General features: G+C 67.3%; 15 protein-coding genes. 10 read left to right on the forward strand and 5 right to left on the reverse strand.

The genetic code is table 11. The annotated features are described in order from the left end of the window. Positions 1–25: 25 nt before the first annotated feature. Complete coding sequence (locus tag J2S73_RS12735) at positions 26–1,189, reverse strand: ABC transporter substrate-binding protein (RefSeq protein WP_306885920.1); 1,164 nt, start codon at positions 1,187–1,189, stop codon at positions 26–28. A 54-nt stretch (positions 1,190–1,243) separates the two neighbouring features. Beyond that, complete coding sequence (gene paaN / locus J2S73_RS12740; RefSeq protein WP_306885921.1) at positions 1,244–2,911, reverse strand: phenylacetic acid degradation protein PaaN; 1,668 nt, start codon at positions 2,909–2,911, stop codon at positions 1,244–1,246. Between the two features lie 214 nt (positions 2,912–3,125). On the opposite strand from paaN, the gene paaG reads away from it, so the two are divergent. The 9 genes from paaG to J2S73_RS12785 all read left to right on the forward strand — a co-directional run bounded on the left by paaG (position 3,126) and on the right by J2S73_RS12785 (position 11,713). Further along, positions 3,126–3,923: a 2-(1,2-epoxy-1,2-dihydrophenyl)acetyl-CoA isomerase PaaG gene (gene paaG, locus J2S73_RS12745; RefSeq protein WP_306885922.1), complete on the forward strand. Its 798-nt coding sequence runs from the start codon at positions 3,126–3,128 to the stop codon at positions 3,921–3,923. 9 nt (positions 3,924–3,932) lie between these two features. After that, positions 3,933–4,379, forward strand: coding sequence for a hydroxyphenylacetyl-CoA thioesterase PaaI (gene paaI, locus J2S73_RS12750; protein WP_306885923.1), 447 nt, complete (start codon positions 3,933–3,935; stop codon positions 4,377–4,379). Positions 4,380–4,459: 80 nt separating this feature from the next. Continuing rightward, positions 4,460–5,770, forward strand: coding sequence for a phenylacetate--CoA ligase PaaK (gene paaK / locus J2S73_RS12755; RefSeq protein ID WP_306885924.1), 1,311 nt, complete (start codon positions 4,460–4,462; stop codon positions 5,768–5,770). 52 nt (positions 5,771–5,822) lie between these two features. Next, complete coding sequence (locus J2S73_RS12760) at positions 5,823–6,437, forward strand: TetR/AcrR family transcriptional regulator (protein WP_306885925.1); 615 nt, start codon at positions 5,823–5,825, stop codon at positions 6,435–6,437. Positions 6,438–6,625: 188 nt separating this feature from the next. Next, the gene (locus J2S73_RS12765) at positions 6,626–7,306 is read left to right on the forward strand and encodes an HAD-IA family hydrolase (RefSeq protein ID WP_306885926.1); all 681 of its coding nucleotides are present in this window, start codon (positions 6,626–6,628) and stop codon (positions 7,304–7,306) included. Further along, positions 7,303–8,094 (forward strand): ATP12 family chaperone protein, encoded by a 792-nt coding sequence (locus J2S73_RS12770; protein ID WP_306885927.1) that lies wholly within the window; start codon positions 7,303–7,305, stop codon positions 8,092–8,094. The genes J2S73_RS12765 and J2S73_RS12770 overlap by 4 nt, the downstream gene beginning before the upstream one ends. A 333-nt stretch (positions 8,095–8,427) precedes the next feature. After that, positions 8,428–9,621 (forward strand): NAD-dependent epimerase/dehydratase family protein, encoded by a 1,194-nt coding sequence (locus J2S73_RS12775; protein ID WP_306885928.1) that lies wholly within the window; start codon positions 8,428–8,430, stop codon positions 9,619–9,621. A gap of 96 nt (positions 9,622–9,717) precedes the next feature. After that, complete coding sequence (locus J2S73_RS12780) at positions 9,718–10,326, forward strand: helix-turn-helix domain-containing protein (protein WP_306885929.1); 609 nt, start codon at positions 9,718–9,720, stop codon at positions 10,324–10,326. Between the two features lie 145 nt (positions 10,327–10,471). After that, complete coding sequence (locus tag J2S73_RS12785; RefSeq protein ID WP_306885930.1) at positions 10,472–11,713, forward strand: MFS transporter; 1,242 nt, start codon at positions 10,472–10,474, stop codon at positions 11,711–11,713. A gap of 30 nt (positions 11,714–11,743) precedes the next feature. Here the strand turns inward: J2S73_RS12785 and J2S73_RS12790 are convergent, their stop codons facing one another. After that, positions 11,744–12,916, reverse strand: coding sequence for an MFS transporter (locus J2S73_RS12790; RefSeq protein ID WP_306885931.1), 1,173 nt, complete (start codon positions 12,914–12,916; stop codon positions 11,744–11,746). A 56-nt stretch (positions 12,917–12,972) separates the two neighbouring features. On the opposite strand from J2S73_RS12790, the gene J2S73_RS12795 reads away from it, so the two are divergent. After that, positions 12,973–13,479, forward strand: coding sequence for an Lrp/AsnC family transcriptional regulator (locus tag J2S73_RS12795; RefSeq protein ID WP_306885932.1), 507 nt, complete (start codon positions 12,973–12,975; stop codon positions 13,477–13,479). 116 nt (positions 13,480–13,595) lie between these two features. On the opposite strand, the gene glnT is transcribed toward J2S73_RS12795, so the two are convergent. After that, entirely contained in the window at positions 13,596–14,900 is a 1,305-nt protein-coding gene (gene glnT, locus J2S73_RS12800) for a type III glutamate--ammonia ligase (protein ID WP_306885933.1), read from the reverse strand. A 118-nt stretch (positions 14,901–15,018) separates the two neighbouring features. After that, on the reverse strand, positions 15,019–16,320 hold the full coding sequence (locus tag J2S73_RS12805; protein ID WP_370874430.1) for an FMN-binding glutamate synthase family protein: 1,302 nt from the start codon (positions 16,318–16,320) through the stop codon (positions 15,019–15,021). Between the last annotated feature and the right edge of the window lie 29 nt (positions 16,321–16,349).

Below are 16,349 nucleotides of genomic sequence, written 5' to 3' on the forward strand. Positions count from 1 at the left end.
TCCCGGCCGGCACGATCGCGCGAGATCAGTTCTCGCCGATGATGACCCAGTCGCCGTCCTGGATCTCCAGCATCTCGAACGCGGAGACGTCGAGGCCGAGATGGTCGTCGGCGCTCATGTTCACCTCGCCGGCGGTGCCGATGAAGCCAGAGGTCTGCTCGAGGGCGTCGCGGATGGCGGCCGGATCGTCGGAGCCGGCCTTCTCGATAGCCGCGACCAGCATCATCAGCGCGTCGTAGGCGTGACCGCCGAAGGTGGACACCGGCTCGCCGGTCGCCTCCTCGTAGGTGGTCTTGTAGTTCACCACGACTTCCTTCTGCGGGTCGTCGTCCGGCAGCTTGTCGGCGACCAGAAGGGCCGCGGCCGGAAGCCGGACGCCGTTGGCCGCGTCACCGGCGAGCTCGATGAAGCTCTTCGAGGCCACGCCGTGGCTCTGATAGAGCGGCACGTCGATCCCGAGCTGGCGATAGTTGCGGGTCACGATCGCGGGACCCTGGCCAAAGCCGGGGTTGATCACCGCCTGCACGCCGTCGGTGTTCTTGATCTTGGTGAGCTGCGGCGTCATGTCGGCGTCGGACGGGCCGTAGGTCTCGTCGGCGACGACCTCGATATCGTAGGTGCCGACCACGTCCAGGCACTGCTCCCGCATCGACTTGCCGAAGCCGCCGGTGCCGGAAATCATGCCGATCTTGGTGTAGCCGTTGGCCTTCATGTCCTGGAAGATCTTCTCGCAGGCCATGCGGTCGGTGTGCGGCGTCTTGAAGACGTACTCCTTGACCGGATCGATGATCACGACCGCGCCGGCCAGCGAGATCATCGGCACTTCATAGTCCTGGGCGAGCGGCACCATCGCCATGGTCGCGCCGGTCGTGGAATCGCCGATGATCGCGGACACCTCGTCGTCCTCGATCAGACGCGTCGCAAAGGTGCGCGCCTTGTTGGGATCGCCGCCGGAATCGTAGACGATCAGTTCGATCTGTCGACCGTCGACACCGCCGGCCTCGTTGATCTGATCCACGTACATCTGAAGCGTCTTCTCCTCGGGATCCCCGAGGAACGACGCCGGTCCGGTGACGGCGAGAACGGAGCCGATCTTGATCGGGTCCGCGGCAGCGGCAGCGGTCAGGCCGAGCGCGAGCGCGCTGGCGGACACCGCGGCCAGTCGCGTAAGTCGACGAAGCCTAGTCATGTCTTTCTTCCTCCCAGTATTTTCGAGCGATTTCGATCGCTGCTCCTTCGAAGCTCAGGCGGCCTGTCGGCGCACCGTGGCAACGCGGAACCTGTTGGCGACGAAGGCGGCGTCGGTCAGGCTGGCAGTGCCTGCCGGGTTCGCCCCCGACACATGAAAATCGGAAAACGCGGCCGACTGGTTCACCAGGATCTGGCCGGTCAAATTCTCCGAGAGCGGCGCGCCGGCCTCCGCGAAGGCCTCCTCCGCCGCGGCAAGCTGGCCATCGTCGGTCGAATAGATCGACGCCGTGATGGCACCCTTGGTCTTCGCGGCTCCAGCCGCACGCCTGATCGCGTCCGGCCCGTCCGTGGCGGCAATCACAAAGGCGATCGGCCCGAAGCGCTCTTCCAGATAGGCCGCCTCGTCGCCCGCATCGAGCTGCACCAGAAGCGGTGTCGCCGTGCGCGCGCCTTCCGGAACGGAGTCGCCCGTCACCGGCGCCGACTCGTGCACCACCCGGCCGAACCCGCGGGCCGCCTCAATGCGCTTCAGCGTGTCCGGGTTCTGGACGGCGCCCAGGATCCCCATGGCGCGGTCCGGATCCCCGAGCAGCTTCGCAAGCGACTTGCCGATCCCCTCGGCCACCTCGTCCACGCTCTTGTGACCCTCGTCGGTCTCGATCCCGTCCCTGGGCACGAACACGTTCTGCGGCGCCGTGCACATCTGGCCCGAATAGAGCGAGAGCGAGAAGGCGATGTTGCCGCACATGCCCTTGAAGGAATCCGTCGACAGCGCGACCACCGAATTGACGCCGGTCTCCTCGGTGTAGACCAGCTTGCCAGCCGCGTTCTGGCGGATCCAGTCGCCGAACGTCCGCGAGCCGGTGAAATCGATGATCCCGATCTCCGGATGCGCCACCAGCTCCTTGGTGATCGGGGCGTCGGGCTCGTCCGGCGCCAGCAGCGCCACGTTCGGATCAAAGCCTTGTTCGGCAAGGACTTCGCGGGTGATCTTCACGGTCAGCGCGAGCGGCAGGATCGCCATCGGGTGCGGCTTGACGATGACGGCGTTGCCGGTCGCCAGATCCGCAAAATAGGCCGAATAGGAGTTCCAGTTCGGGAAGGTCGCGCAGCCGATCACCAGACCGATCCCGCGCGGGATCACCTTGAAGGTCTTGTCCAGCACCGCCGGCGGATTTTTGCCCTGGGGCTTCTCCCAGCGAACGGCCCCGGGGATCTTCGACATCTCCTCGTAGGCATAGGCCACCGCTTCGAGGCCGCGGTCCTGGGCGTGCGGGCCGCCGGCCTGGAACGCCATCATCCACGCCTGCCCGGACGTGTGCATGACCGCGCTCGCCATCGCGAACGACTGCCGGTTGATACGGGCGAGCACCTCGAGGCAGACGCCGACACGGGTCTCGACGGACGCCTGCGCCCAGGCCTTGCCGGCCGTCTTGGCTGCACTCACCAGCTGATCGACGTCGACCGCCGGATAGGTCGTGCCGAGCTTGAAGCCGTACGGGCTCTCTTCCTTGCCGACGCGCTTGCCCGTGGTCGGCTGGTCCAGGTCGAACGGGGCGTCCAGCATCGCCTTGAAGGCGGCCTCGCCGTCGGCCTTCGCCGTCTCGCCGTAGATCTTGCCGGACGGCATCTCCGGATAGGGCGACCAGTAGCCGCGCGTGTGGGCGGCCTCGACGGCCTGTTTCAGGGTTTCGCGGTGGCGGTCGAACAGCTCCGACATATCTCTCTCCCTGTGCCGCCGGCCTGGTGCGGCGGCGATCTTTCAGCCCGTCCGTCGCCTATGCGAACGCGTTGACAGGCCTGCTTTTCGCTCATACTAATTGATTAACCGTCCGGTCAGTCAAGCCCTGATTTCGGACGAAAGAGCGGTAAGGGCGATCCGCGTGATAAGGGGATCGCATCGACAACCGCCGACATGATTGGGAGAGAATGCCATGGCCGAGACTCCGGTTCTCACCGAAGTGCGCGAGGGCTACCGGCTGGTCACGCTGAACCGCCCGGACAAGCTCAATTCCTTCAACGAAGCGATGCACCAGGCGCTCGCCGACGCCCTCGACGAGGCGCGGGCCGACACCGATTGTCGCGCGCTGGTGCTCACCGGCGCCGGGCGCGGCTTCTGTGCCGGCCAGGATCTCTCCGACCGGGTGCGGCCGGAAGGGGGCGAGGCCCCGGATCTCGGCCAGACCATCGAGACCTGGTACAATCCGCTGATCCGCAAGCTGCACGACCTCCCCTTCCCGGTGATCGCGGCGGTCAACGGAACGGCTGCCGGCGCCGGCGCCAACATCGCGCTCAACTGCGACATCGTTCTCGCCGCCCGCTCCGCCAAGTTCATCCAGGCGTTCGCCAAGATCGGCCTGGTGCCGGATTCCGGCGGCACCTGGATCCTGCCGCGCCTTATCGGACTGGCCCGCGCCAAGGCGATCTGCCTCACCGCCGAGCCGGTCCCGGCCGAAACGGCCGAAGCCTGGGGCATGATCTACCGGGCGGTCGACGACGACGCCCTGATGGACGACGCGACCAAGCTCGCCGCCCAGTTCGGCAAGGCGCCGACGGAAGGCCTGGTCCGCCAGCGCACCCTTCTCGACGCCTCGCTCGACAACGACCTCGCCACCCAGCTCGACCTGGAACGCGACACCCAGCGCGCGGCCGGCCGTCACCCGGACTATGCCGAGGGCGTGCGCGCGTTCATGGAGAAGCGGCCGCCGGCCTTTGCCGGCCGCAAGGGCTGAGGCACGGCCATGAACGCCCAGGACATCGCCCGCGCCTGCGCCGACGCCATGTGGGCCGAGGACAAGGCCTCCCGAGGTCAGGGCATGGAGCTGGTCTCCGTCGCCCCCGGCAAGGCGGAGCTGACCATGCCGGTGCAGGACCACATGGTGAACGGCCACGCCATCTGCCACGGCGGCTTCATCTTCGCGCTTGCCGATTCCGCCTTTGCCTTCTCCTGCAACACCTACAATCAGCGCACCGTCGCCCAGATGTGCTCGATCAGCTTCGTGAAGGCAGCGAAGCTCGGTGACCTTCTCACCGCCCGCGCCGAGGAGCGCTGGCGGGAGGGCCGCTCCGGCATCTACGACATCACGGTGGTCGATCAGACCGGCAGCACGATTGCGGAATTCCGGGGCCAGTCCCGAACCATCTCGGGCACGCTGCTCGACGAGGACACCCGGCCCCCGAGCCCCTGAAAAACATCGTCGTCTCGCCCGCCGACCGGATGCCGGCGCCGATAGACCGGCACCTTCGGCGGGCGCCAAGGAGGAACGCCATGCTCGACCTGAGCCCCACCCGGGACATTCTCGATCCGATCGAAGTCGCCTCCCGCGACGAGATTGCCGCGCTTCAGCTCGAGCGCCTGAAATGGTCGCTCAGCCATGCCTATGAGAACGTGCCCCACTACCGGAAATCCTTCGATGCGGCCGGCGTCCATCCGGATGACCTGACCTCGCTCGAAGACCTCGCGAAATTCCCGTTCACGACGAAGCAGGACCTCCGCGACAATTACCCGTTCGGCATGTTCGCCGTCCCGCGGGAAAAGGTGGCGCGCGTCCACGCCTCGTCGGGCACCACTGGCAAGCCGACCGTGGTCGGCTACACCAAGCATGACATCGAGGTCTGGTCGGAAGTCGTCGCCAGGTCGATCCGGGCATCCGGCGGCCGGCCGGGCATGATCGTCCATGTCTCCTACGGCTACGGCCTGTTCACCGGCGGCCTCGGCGCCCACTACGGCGCCGAAAAGCTCGGCTGCACCGTGGTGCCGATCTCCGGCGGCATGACGGAACGGCAGGTCCAGCTGATCGAGGACTTCAAGCCCGACATCATCATGGTCACGCCCTCCTACATGCTGGCGATCCTGGACGAGTTCCGCCATCGCGGCATCGATCCGGCGACGACCTCGCTGAAGGTCGGCATCTTCGGCGCCGAACCCTGGACCAACTCGGTCCGCCAGGAGATCGAATCGGCCTTCGACATCCATGCCGTCGACATCTACGGCCTGTCGGAGGTGATGGGTCCGGGCGTCGCCAACGAGTGCGTCGAGACCAAGGACGGCCTGCACATCTGGGAGGATCATTTCTATCCGGAAGTGATCAACCAGGAGACCGGGATGCCGGTCGCCGACGGCGAAGTCGGCGAACTGGTCTTCACCTCGCTCACCAAGGAAGCGCTGCCGATCATCCGCTACCGGACCCGCGACCTGACCCGGCTTCTGCCGGGCACCGCCCGCACCATGCGGCGGATGGAAAAGGTCACCGGGCGGTCCGACGACATGCTGATCATCCGCGGCGTCAACGTGTTCCCGACCCAGGTGGAAGAACAGCTTTTGCGCTGCAGCGGGCTTGCCCCCCACTACGTGATCGAAGTAACCCGTGAGGGTCGCATGGACGAGGTCACCGTTCATGTGGAAGCCCGCGAGGGCCTGGCCGACGAGGCAAGCCGTGCCGCCCAGGCGGCCGAGCTGAAGGCCCACATCAAGAACAACATCGGCGTATCGACGCGGATTGTGGTTGCCGACCCGGGTGGCGTGGAACGGTCCATGGGCAAGGCGCAGCGCGTCATCGACCGGCGGCCGAAAGGCTGAAACGGCGCGAGGGGCACAAGCCGCCCCGCGCGCGAGGTGAAGGAAGGTTCGAATGGCCCGCCCGCGCGCGGTCGATTACGACGACAAACGCAAGGCAATCCTTTCGGCGGCGGCCCACGCCTTCGCCGAGACCGGCTTCGACGGCGCGTCGATGAGCCAGATCGCGCTTGCCTGCGGCGTCTCCAAGGCCCTGCTCTACCACTACTACACCAACAAGGAGCAGCTCCTCTTCGACGTCATCGAGGCGCATCTGGAGGATCTGGTGGCCGCCGTCGAGGCGGTGCCCGCCGATCTCGGACCCACCGAGCGGCTGGTCCTCTTGTGCACGGCGATCCTGGAGGCCTACCGGGATGCCGACGCGGAGCACAAGGTGCAGATCAACAATCTGAGCCGGCTTCCCGCCGACAAGCAGGACCGATTGAAGGAGATGGAACGCCGGCTCGTCGACGTCTTCGCCGAAGCGATCGCCCATGCCAACCCGGACCTGCGCCGCGACCCCCGACTCCTCAAGCCGGTCACCATGTCCCTGTTCGGCATGCTCAACTGGCACTATCTCTGGTTCCGGCCGGGCGGTCCGATCAGCCGGCAGGACTATGCCGCCCTCGTCGCGCGCATGATCGTCACCGGCACCAACTCCCTGGACGAGGTCCTGTCCGAACGCGGTTGAGACCGCCCACCGCCTTGCACCCGGTGCCGCGGCGTGTCAGCACGGCGCGCTTCCCGGAGCCTGTTCCGCGCCGATGACGACATCCGGGCGACAGGAAACGGCGCCGGATTCGATATTTTTGAACATGTCCCGTTTCGGCGCGCCTGCCGCGGCCGAACGGAACGCGTTCCAGTGAGACGCCCGACCCGATGAAACTCATCCTCTTCGATTGCGACGGAACCCTCGTCGACAGCCAGCACATCATCGTCGCCGCGATGGAGCGCGCATTCGACGCCGAAGGCTTCCCGGCCCCCGAGCGCACCGCGATCCTGGGCATCATCGGGCTCTCCCTGCCCCAGGCGGTCGGCGCCCTGGTCGGCGCCGAGCACGTCGGCGAGGTTCCACGCGTGGTGGAAGCCTACAAGAACTCCTTTCGCGACCTGCGCGCGGACGCCGCCCATCACGAGCCGCTCTTTCCCGGCATCGAGGCACTGCTGCACGATCTCCACCGCGCCGACGACCTCCTGCTCGGCATAGTCACCGGCAAGTCCCGCCGCGGCGTCGACATGGTCTTGAAGCGGTTCGAGCTCGAAGGCCGGTTCGCCACGATCCAGACCGCCGACGACGCCCCGTCCAAGCCGCATCCCGGGATGGTCGAACAGGCGCTCGCCGAAACCGGTGCGGAGCGGCAGGCGACCGTCGTCATCGGCGACACCAGCTTCGACATGCAGATGGCCAAGTCCGCCGGTGTCACGGCGATCGGGGTCGGCTGGGGCTATCATCCCGTCGAAGCGCTTGTGGCGGCGGGATGCGATCATATGTGCAGCAACGTGGATTCCCTTCGGGCCGCAATCGCCGACACGGTCGGCTGGACAAGGAGCGACGGATGACGAGCGGCAACGATTTCGGCGCCCACAGCGTTTTCGGCGCCCACGAGGAGACCGACCCGGTCCGCCGGGCGCAGACCATGATGCGGCCGGAGCTTCCCAAGCGGTTCTACGACCGGGCGGAAGCCAGCACCGCGGACGCCGGCTTCTCCATCACCCTCGACGGCCGGCCGGTGCGCACCCCCGGCGGGAAGCTCCTGACCGTTGCCGATTCGCGGATCGCCGCGGCGGTCGCCGGCGAATGGGACGCCCAGGAGGACCGCATCGATCCCGACCGGATGCCCCTCACCCGGCTTCTGAACAGCGCCCTGGACGGCGTCGATCCGGCCCGCGAGGCGGTCGCCGACGACATCGCCGGCTACGCGGAAACCGATCTCCTGTGCTACCGCGCCTCCGGCCCCGACGGTCTGGTCGAGCGCCAGAAGGAGATCTGGGACCCGATCCTCGGCTGGGCGGAGCGCGAACTCGGCGCCCGGTTCATCCTGGCCGAGGGCGTCATGCCGGTGGCCCAGGCCCCGGAAGCGATCGGCGCCGTGAAGGCCCTGCTTCCGCGGGACGAGGCGCTGCCGCTCACCGCGCTGCACTCCATGACGACACTGACCGGCTCGGTCCTGATCGCGCTGGCCGTCTACCGGGACCGGCTCAGCGTCGACGATGCCTGGACGGCTGCCCACGTCGACGAGGACTGGAACATCCAGCTGTGGGGTGCCGATGCCGAGGCGATGCGCCGCCGCGAGCGCCGCGAGCGCGAAATGCGGGCCGCCGCCTTCGTCGCCACAACTCGGCGCTGACCTCCACATTTCGGCCCGTTTGGCGGGGTTTGCTCCACGCGCCGGCCGAAAGTCCGGACCGGCGGTGACAGGGACACGCCGGAGCGAAAAGCCTTAGAAAAGCCTGGTGTCTCCGGCTGGCATCGCCCGTCCGGATGCGCTAAGCCACATTACAAATTCGGGGGCAAACCGGGCCGGCAATCTTCGCCGGCCTCGACGATGGCGTACCGGATGCGCAACACTGGATGGTGCGGTCGCAATCGTCGCCGCGCCGTAAACGATGAACCGGCATGATCGGTGTCCGGACGGCTCAAATCCGCCCGGCCCCGAACTCCGCATGAACAGGTAGTGGGTATGGCGAAGGTAATTGTCCTTGGTGGCGACGGGTTTTGCGGCTGGCCGACGAGCCTTCATCTGTCGAAGCGCGGCCATGACGTCGTGATCGTGGACAACCTGTCGCGTCGCAAGATCGACGTCGAGCTCGAGGTCGAATCGCTGACCCCGATCCGGCCGCTGGGCGAGCGGCTCAAGGTCTGGAAAGAGCTGACCGGCAAGGAGATCCCCTACCACTCCTTCACCGTCGGCGAGCACTACCACCGGCTTCTGACCCTGCTGCAGACCGAAAAGCCCGACGTGGTCATCCACTTCGCGGAGCAGCGGGCGGCGCCATACTCCATGAAGACGCCGCGCCACAAGCGCTACACGGTCTCCAACAACCTGACCGCCACCCACGACGTGCTGTGCGCCATCGTGGAGTCCGGCCTCGACATCCACCTGGTCCATCTCGGGACCATGGGCGTCTACGGCTACGGCACCGCCGGCATGAAGATCCCGGAGGGCTATCTCCAGATCAAGATCGACACCGGCGAGGACCTGATCGATCACGAGATCCTGTATCCGGCCAATCCCGGCTCGATCTACCACATGACGAAGACCCAGGATCAGCTCTTCTTCCACTATTACAACAAGAACGACGGGGTGAAGATCACCGACCTGCATCAGGGCATCGTCTGGGGCACGCAGACCGACGAGACCTCGATGGACGAGCGGCTGATCAACCGGTTCGACTATGACGGCGACTACGGCACGGTGCTGAACCGGTTCCTGATGCAGGCGGCGATCGGCTATCCGCTGACGGTCCACGGCACCGGCGGCCAGACCCGCGCCTTCATCAACATCCGCGACACCTGCAAGTGCATCGAGCTGGCGATCGACAATCCGCCCCAGGCCGGCGAGCGGGTGAACATCCTGAACCAGATGACCGAGACCCACCGCATCCGGACGCTCGCGGAAATGATCTCCGAGATGACCGGCGTGTCGATCGAGTATCTGCCCAACCCGCGCAACGAGGCGGACGAGAACGACCTCCACGTCGCCAACGACCGCTTCCTCGGGATGGGCCTGTCGCCGATCACGCTCCAGGCAGGTCTGATGGAGGAAGTCACCAACATCGCCCGCAGCTACGCCGACCGCTGCGACCGCAACAAGATTCCCTGCATTTCCAACTGGCGCACGGCGCCGAAGACCGCATATCCGAAGGCGGTGTGAGGCAGGCCCGGCGGACGGCGCCCGCCCGGCCGCGTTGCCGCTGATCGTCTGATCGGGGCGCCTCTCCCGGGCGCTCCCCTGCCGGGTCGGGTGAGAATGAGCTCGCAGACAGAGCCTGCCGCATCGGAGAAGACACGCTCGATCGAGCGGCACATCGGCCGCGAGGTGCGCCGCCACCGGCAGGCGCACCAGATGACGCTTGCCGATCTGGCCCAGGCGACGGGCCTGTCGCCGGGCATGGTCTCCAAGATCGAAAACGGCCAGACCTCGCCGTCCCTGTCCACCCTCACCACGCTGGCCAGCGCGCTCAACCTGCCGCTGTCGGCCTTCTTCCGCTCCTTCGAGGAAAGCCGGGACGTCTCCTACGTGCCGGCCGGGCGGGGCCTGGAGATCGACCGGCGCGGCACCCGGGCCGGCCACATCTACCAGCTCCTCGGCCACATGATCCGCTCCAGCGTGTCGCTGGAGCCGTACCTGATCACCCTGACCGAGCAGTCCGAGGTCTTTACCGAATTCCAGCACGAGGGCGTGGAGTTCATCTACATGCTCGAGGGCGAACTCATCTACCGGCACGGCGAGCGCGAGTTCACCCTCTCGCCCGGCGATTCGCTGTTCTTCGACGCCATCGCCCCGCACGGGCCCGCCGCGCTCCTGTCGATGCCCGCCCGCTATCTCTCCATCATTGCGGCCCCCGGCGAAGGCTGACAGCGGCACCGTCGACAGGCTTTGCGCCGTCGCTCGGCTTGGTCTAAAGCGGCTGATCATTCCTGTTCGGGGCCGCTCGATTGCCCCACCATGACGCACGCGCGCGGATCACCGTGGCGCGGTCCGTCCAACAAGCGACATGCCGATGTCCCTTCCCCATGGCGGCCACCCGGCTTCCCGTTTCGCCGCCTTCCGCCACAGGAGCTTCGCGCTCTACTGGGCGGCCCGCTTCTCCGCCACCTTCGCCGTCCAGATCGTCTCGGTCGCCGTCGGCTGGCAGGTCTACGACATCACCCGCAATCCGCTCGACCTGGGCTTCGTCGGCCTCCTGCAATTCCTGCCCGCGCTGCTCCTGGTGTTCGTGGCCGGCACGGCCTCGGACCGCTACCGGCGCCGCACCATCATGATGCTCGGCGCTTCGGTCGAAGCCGCATGCGCGGTGTTCCTTCTGGTGTTCACGCTGTCCGGCGCCGGCTCGGTGCTGCCGATCTTCGCGACCCTCGTCGTCTTCGGCACGGCCCGCGCCTTCTTCAATCCGGCCCAGAGTTCGCTGGTCGTCAACATCGTGCCCCAGGCGGAACTCTCCAACGCGATCGCCTGGAACTCGTCGGCCTGGCAGGTCGCGACCATCGTCGGCCCGGTCGCCGGCGGCCTGCTGTACGGCGTCGACCCGATCGCGGCCTACGGCGCTGCGGCCGGCATGTTCCTCACCGCCATGCTCCTGATCATGCTGATCCCCCAGCCGGCCCAGAAGACGGTCAACACCAAGGCGACGTGGGAGAGCGTGATCGCGGGGCTGCGCTACATCCGCCACGAGAAGGTCGTGCTCGGGGCCATCTCGCTGGACCTGTTCGCCGTCCTGCTCGGCGGCGCCACGGCCCTGCTGCCGGTCTATGCCCGCGATATCCTCGATCTCGGCCCCTGGGGGCTCGGCCTCCTGCGCTCCGCGCCCGGTGTCGGCGCCGTCGCCATGGCCGTCTATCTGGCCATGAACCCGATCCGCAACCATGCCGGCCTCGCCATGTTCCTGTGCGTGTTCGCCTTCGGCGCCTTCACGGTCGTGTTCGGCCTGTCGGAGACGGTCTGGATCTCGATCGTGGCGCTCGCCCTGATGGGCGCCTTCGACATGGTCAGCGTCTATGTCCGCGAAACCCTGCTGCAGCTGTGGACCCCGGACGACGTGCGCGGACGCGTGAACGCGGTGAACATGGTCTTCGTCGGCGCGTCCAACGAGCTCGGCGAGTTCCGCGCCGGCGTGATGGCGGCGATGATCGGAACGGTGGGCGCCGTCGTGGTCGGCGGCGCCGGGACCATGGCCGTTGCGGGTCTGTGGGCGAAGATGTTCCCCGACCTGCGCCGGGTGCAGCATCTCGACAGCCGCGACTGAGGCTGTCCGGCCGGACCGCATCCGGCGCAGTCACGCCGCCGGCTGCAGGGCCTTCCAGCTGACTGCGGCGCCGACCAGGATGAGGACCGCGGCAAGCCCGGTGACCGCAACAAAGCCCGAACCGGCATAAACCTGCCCCATCACCACCGGCCCGGCGAAGACGGCCGAGTAGGTGACGGCGCTGTTGAGGCCCATGACCGCCCCGCGGGCTTCGGCGGCCCGCCGGTTCATCGACACCACCAGGGCGTTCACGCCGAGCTGGTTGAATATCCCCCAGATGACCGTCGCCCCGAAGGCCGCCGTGGGCGACGAGAGGGCGAAGCGCCACGCCCAGTAGCTGGAGGCGAGACCGAACAGGACCAGCAGCACGTAGACGCGCGAGATCTTCGGCGGCGCGACGCCCAGGACGATACCGGCCAGTCCGAAGCCCAGCCCGTAGGCCAGCACGAACACGCCGGTTCCCTTGGCCGTCAGGCCGAACGCCGCCCGCACCCCTTCTCCCAGAAAGGCGAAACTGCCGTAGAACGCCGTCATGAACGCGAACATCACCGCAAGCAGCAGCGCCACGTTCGGCAGCCGCAGCGCGCGCAAGGGCGCCGTCGGAGCAGCGCTTCCGGCGCGCACGCCGCGCAGGCCGGCGAACAGGCCGACACCCACGACCGCCGAGAGACCGGCCAGAATGACGTAGACCGAGCGCCAGCCGAACTGCTCGGCGACCAGCGCCGCCAGCGGAACGGCGAACACCAGCGACAGCGCCCAGCCGGTCAGCACGAATCCCAGCCGCGCGGCCTCGCGGCCCGGCTCCGCGGTCGCCGCGGCGGTGGCATAGGCCCCGGGCAGGATGATCCCGACCGCCACGCCCGCGAGCGCCTGGGAGAGACAGAGCCAGATCCAGTTCTGGCTGGCCGCACCGGCGGCCTGGGCTAACGCCAGAAGCAGCGCCGCCGCGCCGAGGACCCGTCCTGCCGGAAAGCGGTCGACCAGACCCGCCAGCGTCAGGGCCGACACCGCCGTCGCCGCCCCGGACGCGGAAATCGCCCACGCCACCCGGAACGGCTCGGTTCCGAGCCCGGACGCCACGTCGGACAGGATCGGGCTCAGGACGAAGGCGTTCGACCCGACCAGCAGCACCGCCGCGAGCAGCGCCGCGACCTCAATCGACCGAACAAGATTCGTCTGAGATGAGCTTTCTTTGTATGACATACGGTCAGATGAGATAAATCACGCAGAACTGGCAAAGGAAATCGGGAGCGGCGTCCATGGAAACGAATGGCATTCGACAGGGAAGTCGACACCCTTCCGGTCTCGACCGGACCGACCGAATGATATTAAGGCTGCTCGCCGAACGGGCGGACCGATCCTATGCGGACCTGTCCGCGCACGTCCATCTCTCCGCCCCTGCGGTCCACGAACGGGTGAAGCGGCTGCGCCGCGACGGGATCATCCGCGGCACCGTCGCGCGGCTGGACGGCGAGAAGATCGGGTGCCCGCTCCTGGCCTTCGTCCATGTCACGACCGAGGGCTGGGGCATGACGAAACCGGTCCTCGCGCTTCAGGACCTCGCCGACGTGGAAGAAATCCACACCGTCACCGGCGACACCTGCCTCATCCTGAAGGTCCGAACGTCCGGCCCGGCCAGCCTGGAACACCTCCTGTCGCGCATCCAGCAGATCGAAGGCGTGCGCTCGACCCGGAGCCACGTGGCGCTCGGGACCTATCTCGAGCGCGGGCCGATGCCGGAGGTGCCCGAACCGCTCTCGGAATGACGAAGGCCCCGCACTCTCCCGAATGCGAGGCCAGTTCTGAGCGTCCGTTCAGCGCCGCCGCTGCGCCGCCCCCTGCGGAGCGGTACGCGAAGCGAACCGCGCGAGCGAAAAGGCCCTCAGCAATCCAATGTCTGCTGGCGCTCCCAGTCGGTCAGGTGACGGGAATAGTCGTTCCACTCCGCCATCTTCATTTTGACGTAGGAGGCCGAGAAGTCGTCGCCGAGCTTGCTCTTGAGCGCGCTGTCGGCGTCGAAGGCGCGGATCGCGTCGATCAGGTAGAGCGGCAGCTTGCGCGCGTCCACCGTGTGGCCCTCGGTGTACATGTTGACATGCAGCAGCGGCTCGCCGGGGTCCAGCTCCCGGTCGACGCCATCGAGACCGGCGGCCAGCAGCGCGGCCTGCAGGAGGTACGGGTTCGCCGATCCGTCCGGCAGGCGGAACTCGAACCGGCCGGGATCGGGCACGCGGATCATGTGGGTGCGGTTGTTGCCGGTCCAGGTGACCGAGCTCGGCGACCAGGTCGCGCCCGAGGCCGTTACCGGGGCGTTGATGCGCTTGTAGCTGTTGACCGTCGGATTGGTCAGCGCGCAGATCGCCTCGGCATGCTCCAGAAGCCCGCCCACGAAGGCGAGCGCCGTCCGGGACAGGCCCAGCGGGTTCGTGTCGTCGGCGAAAAGGTTCTTGTCCCCGTCGGTCTCCCAGATGGAGACGTGGGAATGGCAGCCGTTGCCGGTCAGGTGCGGGAACGGCTTCGGCATGAAGGTCGCCCGAAGCCCGTGCTTTTCCGCGATCGATTTGACCATGAACTTGAAGAAGGCGTGCCGGTCGGCGGTGACCAGCGCGTCGGCATAGTCCCAGTTCATCTCGAACTGGCCGTTGGCGTCCTCGTGGTCGTTCTGATACGGGCCCCAGCCCAGCGAGATCATCGCGTCGCAGATCTCCGACACGACCTCGTAGCGGCGCATCACCGCCGACTGGTCGTAGCAGGGCTTGGCGTCGACATCGCGCGGATCGGAGATGTCCTCGCCCGAGGGATCGATCAGGTGATACTCGGCCTCGATACCGGCCATCATCCGGAAGCCGCGCTCGGATGCCGCCTCCAGCGTGTCTTTCAGGACCCAGCGCGGCGCCTGGGACACCGGCTTGCCGTCCATGATCAGGTCGCTCGCGACCCAGGCCACGTCCGGATTCCAGGGAAGCTGGATGACCGTGTCGGCGTCCGGCATCGCGAACATGTCCGGATCGGCCGGCGACATGTCGAGATAGGTGGCGAAGCCGGCAAAACCGGCACCGTTTTCCTGCACCATCCCGATCGCCGGTGCCGGCACCAGCTTCGAGCGCTGCACGCCCCTCAGATCGGTGAAGTTGATCAGGAAATATTTCACGCCGGTGTCGCGCGCGAACTGGGCGAGATCGGTCATGCGTCCAAGGCCCCTCTGGTGACGGTCTTTTTTTCTCAGTCTTGCAGTCTGTCCGGGCAGGCGCCGGATCCGCGGCCACTCCGCGGCAGTCCGGCACGTGCATGTTTCGGGCCGTACGTCAGAAATTCTGACCCGGAATCCACCCGGTTCCGGCGAGCGGCACACGCGCCATGGCTGCCGCCTCGATGGTCAGCGCCTGCAGGTCTTCCGGCTCCAGGTGGTGGACGTGGCTCTTCCCGCAGGCCCGGGCGAGCGTCTGGGCTTCCAGCGTGAGCACCCGGAGATAGTTGGCGAGCCGCCGTCCTGCCTTGACCGGATCAAGCCTCTTTTCCAGCTCCGGGTCCTGGGTGGTGATGCCGGCCGGGTCGTTGCCCGCCTGCCAGTCCTCGTAGAAGCCGGGCGCGGTGCCGAGCTTTTCGTACTCTTCGGCCAGATCCGGGCGGTTGTCGCCGAGCGCGATCAGCGCGGCCGTGCCGATCGACACCGCATCGGCACCGAGGGCAATGGCCTTGGCGACGTCCGCGCCGGTGCGGATGCCGCCGGAGACGATGAGCTGGACGCCGCGGCGATGAACGCCGAGTTCCTTCAGCGCGTCGCTGGCCAGCCGGACAGCGGGCAGCGTCGGAATGCCGACATTCTCGATGAAGCATTCCTGGGTGGCACCGGTGCCGCCCTGCATCCCGTCGACGACGATGACGTCGGCGCCGGACTTCACGGCGAGCAGCGTGTCGTAATAGGTGCGCGACGCGCCGACCTTGACGTAGATCGGCTTCTCCCAGCCGGTGAGCTCGCGCAGCTCCTCGATCTTGATCTCCAGATCGTCCGGACCGGTCCAGTCGGGATGCCGACAGGCCGAGCGCTGGTCGATGTCCTCCGGCAGGTCGCGCATCGCCGCCACGCGCTTGGAGATCTTCTGGCCGAGCAGCATGCCGCCGCCGCCGGGCTTGGCGCCCTGCCCCACCACGACCTCGATCGCGTCGGCCTTGCGCAGATGGACCGGGTTCATGCCATAGCGGGACGGCAGCAGCTGGTAGACGAGCTGGTTGGAGTGCTCGCGCTCCTCGTCGGTCATCCCGCCGTCGCCGGTGGTGGTCGATGTGCCGACCTCGTTGGCGCCGCGGCCGAGCGCCTCCTTGGCGTTCGCCGACAGCGAGCCGAAGCTCATGCCGGCGATCGTGATCGGGATCTTGAGATGGAGCGGCTTCTTGGCGAAGCGGGAGCCCAGCACGACGTCGGTGTCGCAGCGCTCGCGGTAGCCCTCCAGCGGGTAGCGCGACATGCTCGCGCCCAGGAACACGAGATCGTCGAAATGGGGCACGGCGCGCTTCGCGCCGAAGCCGCGGATGCGGTAGATGCCTTCGTTCGCGGCGCGCTGGATCTCGTGGATCGACGCCCGATCGAAGATTTGGGATTCGCGCATATGCGGCGCAGGCCTCGTCATACCCGGTC

Origin of the sequence: Amorphus orientalis (assembly GCF_030814015.1) — a bacterium.
GTDB classification, from domain to species: domain Bacteria; phylum Pseudomonadota; class Alphaproteobacteria; order Rhizobiales; family Amorphaceae; genus Amorphus; species Amorphus orientalis.

Excerpts from the sequence above, each read along its gene's own strand:
- J2S73_RS12735 (WP_306885920.1), bottom strand. The coding sequence starts at position 1,189 with ATGACTAGGCTTCGTCGACTTACGCGACTGGCCGCGGTGTCCGCCAGC.
- paaN (WP_306885921.1), bottom strand. The coding sequence starts at position 2,911 with ATGTCGGAGCTGTTCGACCGCCACCGCGAAACCCTGAAACAGGCCGTC.
- paaG (WP_306885922.1), top strand. The coding sequence starts at position 3,126 with ATGGCCGAGACTCCGGTTCTCACCGAAGTGCGCGAGGGCTACCGGCTG.
- paaI (WP_306885923.1), top strand. The coding sequence starts at position 3,933 with ATGAACGCCCAGGACATCGCCCGCGCCTGCGCCGACGCCATGTGGGCC.
- paaK (WP_306885924.1), top strand. The coding sequence starts at position 4,460 with ATGCTCGACCTGAGCCCCACCCGGGACATTCTCGATCCGATCGAAGTC.
- J2S73_RS12760 (WP_306885925.1), top strand. The coding sequence starts at position 5,823 with ATGGCCCGCCCGCGCGCGGTCGATTACGACGACAAACGCAAGGCAATC.
- J2S73_RS12765 (WP_306885926.1), top strand. The coding sequence starts at position 6,626 with ATGAAACTCATCCTCTTCGATTGCGACGGAACCCTCGTCGACAGCCAG.
- J2S73_RS12770 (WP_306885927.1), top strand. The coding sequence starts at position 7,303 with ATGACGAGCGGCAACGATTTCGGCGCCCACAGCGTTTTCGGCGCCCAC.
- J2S73_RS12775 (WP_306885928.1), top strand. The coding sequence starts at position 8,428 with ATGGCGAAGGTAATTGTCCTTGGTGGCGACGGGTTTTGCGGCTGGCCG.
- J2S73_RS12780 (WP_306885929.1), top strand. The coding sequence starts at position 9,718 with ATGAGCTCGCAGACAGAGCCTGCCGCATCGGAGAAGACACGCTCGATC.
- J2S73_RS12785 (WP_306885930.1), top strand. The coding sequence starts at position 10,472 with ATGTCCCTTCCCCATGGCGGCCACCCGGCTTCCCGTTTCGCCGCCTTC.
- J2S73_RS12790 (WP_306885931.1), bottom strand. The coding sequence starts at position 12,916 with ATGTCATACAAAGAAAGCTCATCTCAGACGAATCTTGTTCGGTCGATT.
- J2S73_RS12795 (WP_306885932.1), top strand. The coding sequence starts at position 12,973 with ATGGAAACGAATGGCATTCGACAGGGAAGTCGACACCCTTCCGGTCTC.
- glnT (WP_306885933.1), bottom strand. The coding sequence starts at position 14,900 with ATGACCGATCTCGCCCAGTTCGCGCGCGACACCGGCGTGAAATATTTC.
- J2S73_RS12805 (WP_370874430.1), bottom strand. The coding sequence starts at position 16,320 with ATGCGCGAATCCCAAATCTTCGATCGGGCGTCGATCCACGAGATCCAG.